The sequence below is a fragment of the Streptomyces sp. NPDC042336 genome, from assembly GCF_055581985.1.
Genome location: NZ_JBVJEA010000026.1, coordinates 25,164 through 39,416 on the forward strand (window position 1 = coordinate 25,164; position 14,253 = coordinate 39,416).

Sequence of the window (14,253 nt, forward strand, 5' to 3'; positions counted from 1 at the left end):
ACCTCAGGCCGTCAGGTCCCGCCGCCGCAGTCCCGCCAGCCCCGCCCCGGCCAGCACCGCCGCGATCAGGACCAGCACCAGAACCGGGGGCCAGCTCATCCCCCCGCCGGGCAGCTTCGGCAGGTGCCCGTACGGGGACGCGTCCAGGACGGACCGCGGCACGTCCAGCGCCGGTCCGACCCACCCGAGCAACAGCACCGCGCCCGCGACGGCCCACGCGGCCACCGCCGCCCGGGGCAGCAGCCCGTGCAGCAGCACCGCCGCCCCGCCGATCACCCACACCGCCGGCAACTGCACCAGACACGCGCCCAGGATCGGCCCGAGGTCCCGCCCGTACCCGGCCGCGAAACCGAGCCCGGCGAGCAGCATGATGAGCGCCGCACCGCCGAAGGCGATCACCAGATGGCCCGCGGCCCACCGCAGTCGGCCCACCGCGCCCGCGAGCACCGGTTCCGCCCGCCCGGAGGTCTCCTCGCCGCTGAGCCGCAGTACCGACGCCACGACGTACAGCGCGGCGATCAGCCCGAGCATCCCGATCATCGCCGAGACGAACGCGTCGGTGAGTCCGGCCTGTCCGCCCATCCGCTCGATGATCCCGCGTGCCTGCTCGTTGTCCCCGACCAGATCGGCCGCGCCCTCCGTCATCCCGCCGTAGACGACGCCGGCGAGGAAGAAGCCGATGCTCCAGCCGAGGACGCTGCCGCGCTGGAGGCGCCAGGCCAGCGCACCGGACGTCCGCAGGCGTCCGGCGGCCGGTCCCGGCCGGGTCGGCAGGAAGCTCATGCCGAGGTCCCGGCGCCCGGCCAGGGCGTAGGCCACCGCCCCCTGCGCCACCGTCGCGCCCGCGATCAGCACGAGTACCCACCAGCGTTCACCGGCGAAGGCCCGCACGTTCTCCAGCCAGCCCAGCGGCGACACCCAGGTCAGGACCGAGGAGCCGTCGTCCGTCGCCGAGTCGCCCGCCGCCCGCAGCACGAAGGCCCCGCCCAGCACCGCCGCCGTCAGCCCCCGGGCCAGCCGCGCGCTCTCGGTGAGCTGGGCGACGATCGCCGCCATGGTCGCGAAGAGCATCCCGACGGCCGCGACCCCGAGTCCGAGGGCCAGTGCGCCGGCCGCCCCCTGCCCGGCCAGTCCGACGGCGATCAGCAGGGCCAGGACGGCGTTGGCGACCGCCGCCGCCAGCAGCGCCGCCGTCAGCGGGGCCCGGCGGCCGACCATCCCGGAGGCGACGACCTCCTGCCGTCCGCTCTCCTCCTCGTCCCGGGTGTGCCGTACGACGATCAGCAGGCTCGTCACGGCGGCGAGCGCACCGGCGTACAGGCCGACGCGCCAGGCGGTGAGCGCGCCGAGACCGTCGTCGAAGACGGGGCCGACCAGCGCGCGCAGCGATGAGTTGGTCTCCATCTGCCGCATCAGGTCGGCGCGTTCGGCGGCGGTGCCGTACAGGCCCTTGATGGTGCCCGGCATCGACAGCACCATGAGCGCGTTCACGGCGACCCAGACGGGGATCAGCACGCGGTCGCGGCGCAGGGCGAAGCGCAGCAGCGTGCCGGTGCCGGCCAGCCGGCGCGCGCCGCCGGGCCTGGCCGCGAAGGCCGTGGCGGTGGCGTCGGCGGTGGTGGTCATCGTGCCGTCACCGCCGTCCCGGTCTCCGCGTCCCCGGTCTGGTAGTGCCGCAGGAACAGCTCCTCCAGCGTCGGCGGCGTCGACGTCAGCGACCGCACCCCCGTCTCGCTCAGCGACCTGAGGACGGCGTCCAGCTTGTCGGTGTCGACCTGGAGCCGGACCCGGTGGCCCTGGACGTCGAGGTCGTGGACGCCGGGCAGGTGGGCGAGGCCGTTCGGGGCGCCCGCGAGTTCGGCGGTGACGCTGGTCCGGGTCAGGTGGCGCAGGTCGGCGAGCGAGCCGCTCTCGACGGTCCGCCCCTTGCGGATGATGCTGACCCGGTCGCACAGCTCCTCGACCTCGCTGAGGATGTGGGAGGAGAGCAGCACCGTCCGGCCGCGCTCGCGCTCCTCCTCCACGCACTGCTGGAAGACCTCCTCCATCAGCGGGTCGAGGCCGGAGGTGGGTTCGTCGAGGATCAGCAGGTCGACGTCCGAGGCGAACGCGGCCACCAGGGCCACCTTCTGCCGGTTGCCCTTGGAGTACGTGCGGCCCTTCTTGGTCGGGTCGAGTTCGAACCGTTCGACCAGCTCCGCGCGCCGCCGGGTGTCCAGTCCGCCGCGCAGCCGGCCGTAGAGGTCGATGACCTCGCCGCCGGAGAGGTTGCGCCACAGCGTCACGTCTCCGGGGACGTACGCGATCCGCCGGTGCGCCTCCACCGCGTCCGCCCACGGGTCGCGGCCGAGGACCTGCGCGGCGCCGGAGTCGGCGCGCAGCAGGCCGAGCAGGACGCGGATGGTGGTGGACTTGCCGGCCCCGTTGGGGCCCAGGAACCCGTGGACCTCGCCGGTCTCGACCTCCAGGTCGAGCCCGTCCAGGGCATGCGTGCGGCCGAACGACTTGTGGAGTCCGGAGACGCTGATTGCCTTCGTCATGATGTGGAAAGTACGCTTCTTTCAGAAACTTGTGAAGTTAAGAAACCATCAGGATGATGAGCGGGGTGAGAGATGATCGACGGATGACGAAGGAACCAGCGGGAGCCGCCGGGGCGGCGGCGGAGACGGCGGGACCCGGGCGCGACCCGGAGGCGGTGTCGAAGTTCGTGGAGGGTTTCGCGGCCCAGCTGGTCGAGGCCGGGATGCAGCGGATGCCGGCCCGGGTCTTCGCCGCGCTGCTGGCCTCCGACTCGGGTTCGCTGACCTCCGCGGAACTCGGCGAGACCCTCCAGGTCAGCCCGGCCGCCGTCTCCGGCGCCGTGCGCTACCTCTCGCAGCAGCACATGGTCTCCCGCGAGCGGCAGCCCGGCTCGCGCCGGGAGCGCTACCGGGTGCACAGCAACCAGTGGTACGAGGCGCTCACCAACCGCGAGACCGTCCTCAAGCGCTGGGAGAGCGCGCTGAGCGAGGGCGTCGCCAGCCTCGGCGCCGACACCCCCGCGGGCCGCCGCATGGCCGAGACGCTGGCCTTCTTCGAGTTCGTCGACGGGGAGATCGCGGCCATGATGGAACGCTGGCGCGTGCACCGGGAGGAGCGGTTCGGCCAGGGCTGAACCACCGACGCCGACGCCTACCCCGCCGGCAGCGTCAGCCCCCACGCCCCCTCGCGCGCCACCCACGTCCGCGTCCCCACCGGCCCGCACACCACCGCGTCGGCGCGGTAGCGGAAGTGCGCCCCCGACACGGTCACCGTCCGCCCGCTCGCCGTCAGCGGCGCCGCCTGCGCGCCCACCGACAGGGGCCGCACCTCCACCAGGGCCACTCCTCCGGCGCCCGGCATCACCGTCACCGCCTCCACGGGCTGGTCCAGGTCCACCAGCGTCACTCCGTCGACCTCCAGCCGCAGCCGGACCGGACCGGCCGCTCCCGGCGCGAGGGCGGTCCGGGCCGGACGCGAGGTTGCCAGCGTCCGGACCAGCGACTGACAGGTCCGCAGCCAGGGGCGGACCGGCCCCGGCCCGCCCGGCGCCGGCTCCGGGCCCGCGCCGCCCTCCGTCCCCGTGTCCTCCCGCACCGGTACCGGCACGGGAGCGGGCGGGATCCCCACCGCCCCCAACACCACCCCGTCGCTGTCGTCGACGAGCAGGTCCAGGCGCCGTTCCACCCCGTCGAGCACGGCCCGCGCCGCCGCCACCGCCCCCGTCGGCAGCCCCAGGGACCGGGCGAGGCCGAGCGCCGACCCCACCGGCACCACGGACAGCGCACAGCCCGCCAGCTCCCGCCGCCGGTGCAGCAGGGCCACGGTCCGCAGCAGCGCGCCGTCGTCACCGATCACCACCGGGCGCCGCGAACCGCGCCGCCCGAGCGCCCGCGCGAACTCCTCCGGGCCGTCCGGCAGACACACCTTCGTATGCGCCGCGCCCGCGCTGAGCACGTCCTTCGCGATTCTGACCGACTCCCCGTCCAGCCGTCGGGCGGCCGGATCGACGACCACCAGAAGCTGATCGGACCTCGCGGAAGGGTTCGCGGAAGAGCTCGCGGAAGTCGCCACCTCGGCCATGCCTCGCTTCCTCGGGTAGCATCTTTGTGCAAGAGCCCCTTGCGCTGTTGCGCCAGGGGCTTCGTCTATTCCGGGGCACCCGGTCCGACGGTTGGCGGCCAACGACGGTCGCGGTGTACGTGGCGGAAACCCACCGCATACGCCCTCGACCATGGACATGCCCCGCCCGGAAGGGGTGTACGCGCGTGCCCGCACTTGTGCTGCTCGGTGCTCAGTGGGGTGACGAAGGCAAGGGAAAGGCGACGGACCTGCTCGGTGGCTCCGTCGACTATGTGGTGCGCTACCAGGGCGGCAACAACGCCGGCCACACGGTAGTCGTGGGCGACCAGAAGTACGCCCTCCACCTGCTCCCTTCCGGGATTCTCTCCCCCGGCTGCACGCCGGTCATCGGCAACGGCGTCGTCGTCGACCCGTCGGTCCTGTTCTCCGAGCTGAGCGGGCTGAACGAGCGCGGCGTCGACACGTCCAAGCTCCTGATCAGCGGCAACGCTCACATCATCACGCCGTACAACGTCACCGTCGACAAGGTGACGGAACGCTTCCTCGGCAAGCGCAAGATCGGCACCACCGGGCGCGGCATCGGCCCGACCTACGCCGACAAGATCAACCGCGTGGGCATCCGGGTCCAGGACCTCTACGACGAGTCGATCCTCACCCAGAAGGTCGAGGCGGCGCTCGACGTCAAGAACCAGATGCTCACCAAGCTCTACAACCGCCGCGCCATCGCCACCGGCCAGGTCGTCGAGGAGCTGCTGGGCTACGCGGACAAGCTCGCGCCGTACGTCGCCGACACCGTCCTGGTCCTCAACCAGGCCCTCGACGACGACAAGGTGGTCCTCTTCGAGGGCGGCCAGGGCACGCTCCTGGACATCGACCACGGCACGTATCCCTTCGTCACCTCGTCGAACCCGACCGCGGGCGGCGCCTGCACCGGCGCCGGCGTGGGTCCGACGAAGATCAGCCGGGTCATCGGCATCCTCAAGGCGTACACGACCCGCGTCGGCGCAGGACCCTTCCCGACCGAGCTGTTCGACGAGGACGGCGAGGCCCTGCGCCGCATCGGCGGCGAGCGCGGTGTCACCACCGGCCGCGACCGGCGCTGCGGCTGGTTCGACGCGGTGATCGCCCGCTACGCCACCCGCGTCAACGGCCTCACCGACTTCTTCCTCACCAAGCTCGACGTCCTCACCGGCTGGGAGCAGATCCCGGTCTGCGTGGCCTACGAGATCGACGGCAAGCGCGTCGAGGAGCTGCCGTACTCGCAGTCCGACTTCCACCACGCGAAGCCGGTCTACGAGACGCTGCCCGGCTGGAGCGAGGACATCACCAAGGCGAAGTCCTTCTCCGACCTGCCGAAGAACGCCCAGGCGTACGTCAAGGCCCTGGAGGAGATGTCCGGCGCCCCGATCTCCGCGATCGGCGTCGGCCCGGGCCGGGACGAGACGATCGAGATCAACTCGTTCCTGTAGGAGCCGCCCGCGCACCGCGCACGCTCTCCGACGGCCGGGACCCCGCACGGGGCCCCGGCCGTCGCCGTCCGGACGGCGGATACGCTGGCCGCAGCCGCGGAGCCGCACAGCCTTCCGGCGGACGTACAGCGACGGACAGCACGGAGCGAGCGAACATGCGGAAGCCCACCACCCGGACGTGGATCTGGCTGACCGTGGCGGTCGTCGCCGTGACCGGCGGCCTCTTCTACGTCGACGGCCACCGGGTCTCCGCCGCCCCGCACGCCGACGACCCCAAGTGCGACAAGGTCGTCTCCCGCCTCCCGGACGACATACCCGGCGCCTCGCGCGACTGGGCCCTCGGGGACGGGGTCGCCTCCTGGGGCGGCCAGAAGGCGGTGTTCCGCTGCGGCGCCGAGGAGCTGCAGCCCAACGTCAACCTCTGCGTCACCGCGGACGGCGTCGACTGGGTCCTGGACGAGGCACGGCTCAAGCGCGACGGCGTGAGCGTCCTGCGGACCTACGGCCGCTCACCGGCCGTGGAGTTCACGTACTCCGGTCCGCGCGAGGAGGTGGGCGGCATCCTCGCCACGCTGGACCCGGCCGTGAAGTGGCTCCCGCAGCAGCGCAAGTGCATCGGCCTCGACGACGCCGCCACCGCCCTGTAGCCCTTCGTTCGGCCCCCTCCGCCGGGCGGCGGCGTGCTCCGTGGTGTCGGATCGGGGGCATGACCGACCGCTACGCCGCTTCCTGCCGGGGGCCGTACGGCGGCGGGGCCGGGCCCGGTGAGTGCGGGGACCCGGCGCGCTTCGAGGTCGCCCGGCACCTGCGTCCGCCGCTGCGGGTGTGCCCCGTCCACCTGGGACCGGCGCTGCTGCTGGCCGACGGGGTGCTGTGGCCGCCGGGGATCACGCTGATCCGGTGAGAGGCCCTTGCCGGGACGCGTGGGCCGGATGGTTGACTTGGGGGCCCGCCCTCCAGGGCCGGTGGACGCGGAAGGAAGCCGTAGGGTGCCCGGACGACGCGATGACATGGCCCGGCAGTTCGAGCGGGACCGGCCCCGGCTGCGGGCGGTCGCGTACCGGATCCTCGGTTCGCTCAGTGAGGCGGACGACGCGCTCCAGGAGGCCTGGCTGCGGGCCGACCGGGCGGACACCTCCGAGGTGGACAATCCCTCGGGCTGGCTCACCACGGTCGTGGCCCGGGTCTGCCTCAACCTGCTCCGCGCCCGGGACACCCGCCGCGAGGATCCGCTGGACGACGGGGTCCGCAGGCAGCCGGCCGTGACCGGCACCGCCGCGGACCCGGCCGAGGAGGTGCAGCTCGCCGACGAGGTCGGCATCGCGCTGCTGATCGTCCTGGACACCCTCGGCCCCGCCGAGCGGCTCGCGTTCGTGCTGCACGACATGTTCGACGTGCCCTTCGACGACATCGCCGCGATGCTCGACAAGACCCCCGCCGCCACCCGCCAGCTGGCCAGCCGCGCCCGCCGCCGGGTCCGGGGCGTCCCCGCGCCCGACGCCGATCCGCCGCGCAGGCGCCGCGCGGTCGACGCCTACCTGGCGGCCACCCGCGGCGGCGACTTCGACGCGCTGGTGGCCCTGCTCCACCCGGACGTCGTGCTGCACGCCGACGCGGCGGTCGTCCCGACGCCCGAGCCCTTCGCCGTCAGCGGTGTGGAGCAGGTGGCCAGGGGCGCGATGGCCTCGATGGGCCGGGCCAGGGCCACCGCCGTCGTCCTCGTGGACGGCCGGGCGGGCCTGGCGATGGCCGAGAACGGCAGGCTGCGCGTCGTGCTCCGGTTCGACTTCGCCGCGGACGGCCGCATCACCGGCATCGACGTGATCGCGGAACCGGCTCGCCTGAACGAACTGGACATCACGGGCATAGGCTGAAGGGGTACACGGCGCGTCGACAGGAGAAGGTGAGTGCGATGCGCGTGCTGCTCAAGGCGACGCTGGACACGGACAAGGCGAACGAGGCGATCCGCAGCGGGAAGCTGCCCGAGCTGATCAGCCGCACCCTCGACCACCTCAAGCCGGAGGCCGCCTACTTCGGCCCCCTCGGCGGCCGGCGGACGGCGCTGATGGTCTTCGACATGCAGGACAGCTCCGAACTGCCGCCCACCGGTGAGCCGTTCTTCACCGAGCTGAACGCCGAGGTCGAGGTCTCCCCGATCATGAACGCGGACGATCTGCGCAAGGGCCTGTCCCAGCTCGGCTGACCGGCGCCGGTCAGCTGAAGACGATCATCGACCCCTGGGCCAGGCTCCGGGTGGCCGCCGCGTGCAGCCCCAGCCACACATGGCGCTCCCGGGCGAACGGACTGGAGTCGTACGGCGCGGGCACCGCCGGCTCCTCCAGCTCCGTCGGGGCCGACGGCGGACGCGGCGGGGCCGGGGGGTTGGCCGGGTCGATGCCGAGGGCCGGGGCGACGGCCTCCAGCTCCCGCAGCAGGGTGTGCGAGGAGCCCAAGGGGCCGCCGCCCGCCAGGAGTTCGTCACTGGAGAGCGGGTGCGGGAAGTCGACCGGGACGTAGGCGCCCGCGTGGTCGTAGTGCCAGACCAGGTGGGACTGCTGCGCCGTCGACTCGAACATCTCCAGCAACTGCTCGTAGTCACCGCCCAGTTCGTCCACCGGCGTCACCGGGAGGCCGCACACCTGGAGGAGGTGTGCCCGGCGCAGGAAGTGCAGCGCGTCGTAGTCGAAACCGGCCACCGGGGCGACCTCGCCGGACAGACCCGGCATGTACTGGTACACCGGCACCGGCGGCAGCCCCGCCTCGGCCAGCACCTTGTCGTACTGCGCGAGTTCCTCGGCGAACGGGTTGTCCGGCGTGTGGCACAAGACGTCGACGAGCGGTACCAGCCACAGGTCACAGGCCAAAAGAGGGCTCCTCACACAGCACGGTGGTCACGGCAGCGTAGTCGGTGGGCGCAGGTGCGCGCCTGCGTGCAGGTCCCATACCCATCTGGGGCCGGGCCACGACACGTCCGGCGTTGGTCATCCGGCGGCGAGCCCCTCGATGAGGGCCAGCGAGTGGGCGTTGTAGGCGTCGACGAGGGCACGCGCGCCCGGGACGTCGCGCCGGGCCAGGGCGTCGACCAGTTCGGTGTGCCCGCACCACAGCGCGCCGCGCAGTTCGCTGAGCCGGCGCAGGTGCTGCACGGTGCACACCCAGCTCTGCACGCGCAGCCGGTGCAGGAAGTCGCAGAGGTAGGGGTTGCCGAAGAGGGTGGCCAGCTCGCGCCAGTAGCGCAGGTCGTAGCCGATCAGGACGGTCAGGTCCCCGGCGGCGGCCGCGCGCTGGGCCTCCTCGCCGCGGCGGCGGACCCCGGCGAGGGCGGCGGCGATGCGCGGGTCGGCCGGGTCGGGTCCGCCCGGCAGGTCCGCGGCGAGGGAGAGGAACATCCCGTCGGTCACCAGGCTGCGCGCCTCGATCATGCCGCGGAAGTCGTCGACCGAGTACTCGTGGACGCGGAAGCCGCGGTGGTGGTCGGCGTCCAGGAGCCCCTGCGCGGACAGGTCGACCAGGGCCTCGCGCACCGGGGTCGCGGAGACGCCGTACTGCTCGGCGATCTCCTTGACCGTGAACTCCTGCCCCGGCTGGAGCCGCCCGGCCAGCACCTCGTCGCGGAGCGCGTCGGCGATCTGCTGCCGCAGGGTGCTGCGCGTGACGGCACCGGTACCGCTGGGGCCGGGCATGGGCGGGCGTCTCCTCGTCGCGTTCGGGGCGTCGCCCGGGGGCGCCGCTCGGGGGCGTGCTCGTACACATGTCTACCGCGTACGAGCACGCAACCCTACGCGCTCCGGCCCCTGCCCCGCCCCGGCCGGTCCCGGTCCTACTCCGTGTACTCGTCCGCCACGGACAGTGCCCTGTCCAGGGCCGCCAGGCCCTCCTTCAGCTCCGCCTCGGAGACGTTGCACGGCGGGACCACATGGGTGCGGTTCATGTTCACGAACGGCCACAGGCCGTGCGCCTTGGCGGAGGCGGCGAACGCGGACATGGGCGTGGCCGCCTGCCCGGTCGCGTTGTAGGGCACCAGCGGTTCCCGGGTCTCCCGGTTCCTCACCAGCTCCAGGGCCCAGAACATGCCGGTGCCGCGCACCTCGCCCACGCTCGGGTGGCGCTCGGCCAGCTCCCGCAGCGCCGGTTCGACGACCTGGGAACCGAGCCGCGCGGCGTGCTCGACGACGCCCTCCTCGGCCATGACGTTGATGGTGGCGACGGCGGCGGCGCAGGCCAGCGGGTGCCCGGAGTAGGTCAGTCCGCCGGGGTAGGGGCGCTCGGCGAAGGTCGCGGCGATCTCGGCGGAGATCGCGACGCCGCCCAGCGGCACGTAGCCCGAGTTCACGCCCTTGGCGAAGGTCATCAGGTCGGGTACGACGTCGTACAGTCCGGCGGCGAACCAGGTGCCGGTCCGGCCGAATCCGGCCATGACCTCGTCGAGCACGAACACGATGCCGTACTTGTCGCAGATCTCGCGCACCCCGGCCAGGTAACCGGCCGGCGGCATCATGATCCCCGCGGTGCCGGGGATCGTCTCCAGGACGATCGCGGCGACCGTCCCCGGGCCCTCGAAGGCGATCGTCGTCTCCAGGTGCTCCAGCGCCCGCGCGCACTCCTGCTCCTCGGTCTCGGCGTAGAAGCGCGAGCGGTAGAGGAACGGCGCCCAGAAGTGCACCACCCCGGCCGTGCCGCTGTCGGAGGCCCAGCGGCGCGGGTCGCCGGTGACGTTGACCGCCTGCTGGGTGCCGCCGTGGTACGAGCGGTAGGCGGAGAGCACCTTGGGGCGGCCGGTGTGCAGCCGGGCCATGCGCAGGGCGTGCTCGACGGCGTCGGCGCCGCCGTTGGTGAAGAAGATCTTGTCCAGGTCGCCGGGCGTGCGCTCGGCGATGAGCCGGGCGGCCTCCGAGCGCGCCTCGACGGCGAACGCGGGCGCGAACGTCGTCATCCTCGCCGCCTGCTCCTGGATCGCGGCGACGACCTTGGGGTGCTGGTAGCCGATGTTGGTGTAGACGAGTCCGCTGGAGAAGTCGAGGTAGCGCTTGCCTTCGTAGTCCCAGAAGTAGGACCCCTCGGCGCCGGCGACGGCGAGCGGGTCGATCAGCTCTTGTGCTGACCAGGAGTGGAAGACGTGCGCGCGGTCCGCGGCCTTCACGGCTGCGCCGGCCTGAGGGGAGGGCTGAGGGGTCATGCGGCCGAGGGTAGATGTCCGCGATGCGGAAACGGAATCGGCGTCTTGTCTGCGGTCGGCGGCTTTCCACGACAGGTTGTCGACGCGTTGCCGACGCGGCGCGGTCGCTCCGTTACGGAACCGTGGACAACGCCCGCCCTCCACGCGCCCGCCCCCGCACTATCCTCGCTCTGTTGCACACGTGCGGGGGGAAGGCGGCGCAGCATGCGGGAACTGGGGGACGGGGACCCACAGCACATCGGTGCCTACCGGCTGCTGGGGAGGCTGGGCGCGGGCGGCATGGGCCACGTCTATCTGGCCCGTTCGGACCGCGGGCGCACGGTCGCCGTGAAGCTGGTGCGCGAGGAACTCGCCGCGCTGGAGGAGTTCCGCGAGCGGTTCCGGCAGGAGGTCGAGTCCGCGCGCCGGGTGGGCGGGTACTGGACTGCGCCCGTACTGGACGCCGACACCGAGGCCGCCGTGCCGTGGGTGGCCACCGGATACGTCGCGGGGCCCAGCCTCCAGCAGGTCGTCGGGCACGACCACGGCGCGCTGCCGGAACGCTCGGTCCGCACGCTGGGCGCCGGTCTGGCGCACGCGCTCCAGGACATCCACGCCGCCGGGATCATCCACCGCGACCTCAAGCCGTCCAACGTCCTGGTCACCATCGACGGCCCCCGCGTCATCGACTTCGGCATCGCCCGCGCCCTTGAGACGGTGGCCGACGGCGGCCTCACCCGCACCGGCGCGCTCGTCGGCTCGCCCGGCTTCATGGCGCCCGAGCAGGTGCGGGGCGACCGGGTCACGCCCGCGTGCGACGTCTTCTGCCTCGGCTCGGTCCTCGCCTACGCCGCCACGGGCCGGCTGCCCTTCGGCGCCGCGAACAGCGGTGTGCACGCCCTGATGTTCCGCATCGCGCAGGAGGCGCCCGACCTGGAGGGCGTGCCCGAGGGCATCGCCGACCTCGTCCGCGACTGCCTGAAGAAGGACCCCGCCGCGCGGCCGGGCCTCGCCGAGGTCCTGGAGCGCACGGGCGCGCAGGACACGGTCACCGGCGGCCGCTCCCGCGACCCGTGGCTGCCCAGCGCCCTGGTGGCCCAGCTGGGCCGCCACGCGGTCCGCCTGCTGGACACGGAGAACCCGCAAACCCCCGGCCCGGCGGGGCGCCCGGCGTCGGCCGGTGGCGCGGTGTCCGGTGGTGCGGTGGTGGGGCCTGGCGGCGCGGTGTCCGGTGGTGCGGTGGTGGGGCCTGGCGGCGCGGTGTCCGGTGGTGCGGTGGTGGGGCCCGGCGGCGCGGGGCCCGGTGGTGCGGGGGCCGACGGTGCGGGGCCAGGTGATGCGCGGTCCGGTGGTGCGCGGTCCGGTGGTGCGGTGTCTGCCGCTGCGGGTGGAGTCGCCGGGGCGGAATCCGCTGGCGTGGTGCCCGGTGGTGCGGGGCCAGCCGGCGTGGGGTCGGACGGTGTGGGTCCCGGTGGTTCGGGCCCTGGCGGTGCGGGCCCTGGCGGTGCGGGCTCCCGTGGTGTGGGGTCCGCTGGTGCGGGGTCGGACGGTGCGTGGGCCGGTGGTGCGGGTTCCGGTGGTGCGGGGTCGGACGGTGCGGGGTCCGGTGGTCCGGGTTCCGGTGGTGCGGGGTCGGACGGTGCGTGGGCCGGTGGTGCGGGGTCCGGTGGTCCGGGTTCCGGTGGTGCGGGGTCGGACGGTGCGTGGGCCGGTGGTGCGGGGTCCGGTGGTCCGGGTTCCGGCGGTGCAGGGTCGGACGGTGCGTGGCCCGGTGGTGCGGGGTCCGGTGGCCCGGGTGGTGATCCGGGGTCCGATGGTCCGCCGCCGCCGCGTGAGCCCGGCAGCGGCGACGGCGCACCGCTGAATCACCTCCCCACCCTGGTCGCGGGCCAGCACCCGCCGACGCCCCCACCCACCGCCCACGGCCACCCCGGATACGCCCCGGCCCCGGCATGGCACGCCTCGCAGCCCGGATACCAGCACCCGTACGGCGGCGGTCTCGGCCCCACCCCGCCGCAAGGGCCCCCGGCCCCGTACGGACCGCCGTACGGGCCCCTGCACGAGCCGGCCCGGACCGGCCGCTCCACCGCGCTGCTGATCGTCGTCGCCCTGGTCGTCGCGCTGGGCGCGGGAGGCGCGGTCTACGCCCTGATGCGCGGCGACGGCGACGACCGGGCGGGCGGTGACCCCACGCCCGCGCAGTCCACCGGCGCACCGCAGGACCCGGGGTCGGGCTCGCCCGGACCCTCCGATCCGACGGCGGGCCGGTCGCCCTCGGCCGGTTCGACCGCTCCGGCCGCCGACGAGGGCACCGTCCCGACCGGGTACGTGGGTGACTGGACGACCGCCATCGACAACGCCTCCGGCACGCACCCGCGGAAGCTGACCATCGCGCAGGGCGAGGTCGGCGACACGGTGATGACCCTCGTGGCGGACGGCCCGACGGACACCGGCACCTACCACTGCGTGTTCGACGCCGCCCTCACCGCCGAGCCGAGCGCCGACGGGCCGCTGCGGCTCGGTCCGTCCCAGGTCAGGACCGGTCCCTCCAGCAACTGCGCCCCGGGCGGGTCCACCACGGTCACCCTGCTCCCGGACGGCAGCCTGGAACGCACCAACGACGACACCGGCGAGGCCCTGGTCTACACCCGCCAGTGAGGGGACGTGATCCCGCCGCCCGGGGTCAGCGCGGCTCCGGCGGGCGCTGGCGGGGCATGTTCGGGCGGGTGCCGTTCTGCGGAGGGACCGGGAAGCGGCCGGTGGCACCCGTGCCTCCGCCGTCCGGCCGGGGCCCGTCGGCCGCCGCCGAGTGCGGCCCCAGCGGTGCAGGCCCGGGGCGGAAGCACACCATCCAGTCCGCCGTCTCCGCCCGCACCAGCTCCGTCACGTCCTCCGAGAACCGCCGCAGCACCAGCAGGCACCGCTCCGCCGCCTCGCTCGCCGTCCCGTCCGCGGGACCCAGCACCTCCCGCACACTCTCCGACGCCCAGTCGAACTGGAGCGCCTGGAGCCGCCGCTGCACCGCCTGAGCCGTGGCCACGTTCCGCATCCACCCGGCCGTGACCCCGAAATACCGGTCACCCGCCACGCACGCCACCGCCCACAGCAGCGCCAGATACCCCCAGGGCGCGACCCCGCCCACCGCCCCGGACAGGTCCAGCAGCGGCAGCGCCGCCCCGGCCGCCGCCCCCACCGCGGCCCCGCACCGCAGCAGCACGGCACCGCGCCGCTTCCACACCCGGTCCGCGAGATACCAGGCCGCCGTGTCCAGCGCACCCCGCTCCACCCACCGGTACAGCTCGTCCAGCCGCTCTGCGGGCAGTGCCCAGTCCCCGAGGGGAAACGCCCGCCCGGTCAGGTCGCCCGGCCGCGTCCCGGCCGCCCCTTCACCACCGCCCGCTCCGTGCTGGGGCGGCCCCTCGGGCTGCATCTCCGGCTGACCCACCCGGCACTCCCTACTGCTCGCCACTGCTCGCCGTACCGCTCGCCGTCCGCGAGGACTCATACGCCGGAACCCTGCGCCGGAAC

14 protein-coding genes are annotated in these 14,253 nt (G+C 73.9%); 7 read left to right on the plus strand and 7 right to left on the minus strand.

Annotated elements, in window-relative coordinates; all coding sequences use genetic code 11:
* Positions 1-3 precede the first annotated feature (3 nt).
* Positions 4-1,626: an ABC transporter permease gene (locus tag ACZ6IM_RS35305; protein ID WP_052836478.1), complete on the minus strand. Its 1,623-nt coding sequence runs from the start codon at positions 1,624-1,626 to the stop codon at positions 4-6.
* Positions 1,623-2,540: an ABC transporter ATP-binding protein gene (locus tag ACZ6IM_RS35310; RefSeq protein WP_052836476.1), complete on the minus strand. Its 918-nt coding sequence runs from the start codon at positions 2,538-2,540 to the stop codon at positions 1,623-1,625. The genes ACZ6IM_RS35305 and ACZ6IM_RS35310 overlap by 4 nt, the downstream gene beginning before the upstream one ends.
* Positions 2,541-2,623: 83 nt before the next feature.
* On the opposite strand from ACZ6IM_RS35310, the gene ACZ6IM_RS35315 reads away from it, so the two are divergent.
* Complete coding sequence (locus ACZ6IM_RS35315) at positions 2,624-3,154, plus strand: GbsR/MarR family transcriptional regulator (protein ID WP_469562452.1); 531 nt, start codon at positions 2,624-2,626, stop codon at positions 3,152-3,154.
* Between the two features lie 17 nt (positions 3,155-3,171).
* Here the strand turns inward: ACZ6IM_RS35315 and ACZ6IM_RS35320 are convergent, their stop codons facing one another.
* Positions 3,172-4,101: a diacylglycerol kinase family protein gene (locus ACZ6IM_RS35320; RefSeq protein ID WP_469562455.1), complete on the minus strand. Its 930-nt coding sequence runs from the start codon at positions 4,099-4,101 to the stop codon at positions 3,172-3,174.
* Positions 4,102-4,286: 185 nt separating this feature from the next.
* Here ACZ6IM_RS35320 and ACZ6IM_RS35325 point away from each other — a divergent pair, with 185 nt between their 5' ends.
* The 5 genes from ACZ6IM_RS35325 (at position 4,287) to ACZ6IM_RS35345 (ending at position 7,773) form a co-directional block, all read left to right on the plus strand.
* Positions 4,287-5,570 (plus strand): adenylosuccinate synthase, encoded by a 1,284-nt coding sequence (locus ACZ6IM_RS35325; RefSeq protein ID WP_003975310.1) that lies wholly within the window; start codon positions 4,287-4,289, stop codon positions 5,568-5,570.
* A 155-nt stretch (positions 5,571-5,725) separates the two neighbouring features.
* Entirely contained in the window at positions 5,726-6,217 is a 492-nt protein-coding gene (locus ACZ6IM_RS35330; protein WP_052836474.1) for a DUF3515 family protein, read from the plus strand.
* Between the two features lie 59 nt (positions 6,218-6,276).
* Positions 6,277-6,474 carry a hypothetical protein gene (locus ACZ6IM_RS35335; protein WP_052836473.1) on the plus strand — a complete coding sequence of 66 codons (198 nt, stop codon included), beginning with the start codon at positions 6,277-6,279 and terminating at the stop codon, positions 6,472-6,474.
* Positions 6,475-6,559: 85 nt separating this feature from the next.
* Positions 6,560-7,444: a sigma-70 family RNA polymerase sigma factor gene (locus ACZ6IM_RS35340; protein ID WP_469562460.1), complete on the plus strand. Its 885-nt coding sequence runs from the start codon at positions 6,560-6,562 to the stop codon at positions 7,442-7,444.
* A gap of 38 nt (positions 7,445-7,482) precedes the next feature.
* Complete coding sequence (locus ACZ6IM_RS35345) at positions 7,483-7,773, plus strand: hypothetical protein (protein ID WP_052836471.1); 291 nt, start codon at positions 7,483-7,485, stop codon at positions 7,771-7,773.
* A 10-nt stretch (positions 7,774-7,783) separates the two neighbouring features.
* On the opposite strand, the gene ACZ6IM_RS35350 is transcribed toward ACZ6IM_RS35345, so the two are convergent.
* The 3 genes from ACZ6IM_RS35350 to ACZ6IM_RS35360 all read right to left on the minus strand — a co-directional run bounded on the left by ACZ6IM_RS35350 (position 7,784) and on the right by ACZ6IM_RS35360 (position 10,746).
* Complete coding sequence (locus tag ACZ6IM_RS35350; RefSeq protein ID WP_052836469.1) at positions 7,784-8,434, minus strand: hypothetical protein; 651 nt, start codon at positions 8,432-8,434, stop codon at positions 7,784-7,786.
* Between the two features lie 117 nt (positions 8,435-8,551).
* Positions 8,552-9,253 carry a GntR family transcriptional regulator gene (locus tag ACZ6IM_RS35355; protein ID WP_052836467.1) on the minus strand — a complete coding sequence of 234 codons (702 nt, stop codon included), beginning with the start codon at positions 9,251-9,253 and terminating at the stop codon, positions 8,552-8,554.
* A gap of 137 nt (positions 9,254-9,390) precedes the next feature.
* The gene (locus ACZ6IM_RS35360; RefSeq protein ID WP_052836465.1) at positions 9,391-10,746 is read right to left on the minus strand and encodes an aspartate aminotransferase family protein; all 1,356 of its coding nucleotides are present in this window, start codon (positions 10,744-10,746) and stop codon (positions 9,391-9,393) included.
* Between the two features lie 204 nt (positions 10,747-10,950).
* Here ACZ6IM_RS35360 and ACZ6IM_RS35365 point away from each other — a divergent pair, with 204 nt between their 5' ends.
* Positions 10,951-13,383 carry a serine/threonine-protein kinase gene (locus ACZ6IM_RS35365; RefSeq protein ID WP_469562464.1) on the plus strand — a complete coding sequence of 811 codons (2,433 nt, stop codon included), beginning with the start codon at positions 10,951-10,953 and terminating at the stop codon, positions 13,381-13,383.
* Positions 13,384-13,408: 25 nt separating this feature from the next.
* Here the strand turns inward: ACZ6IM_RS35365 and ACZ6IM_RS35370 are convergent, their stop codons facing one another.
* Positions 13,409-14,170 (minus strand): SLATT domain-containing protein, encoded by a 762-nt coding sequence (locus tag ACZ6IM_RS35370; RefSeq protein WP_469562467.1) that lies wholly within the window; start codon positions 14,168-14,170, stop codon positions 13,409-13,411.
* Between the last annotated feature and the right edge of the window lie 83 nt (positions 14,171-14,253).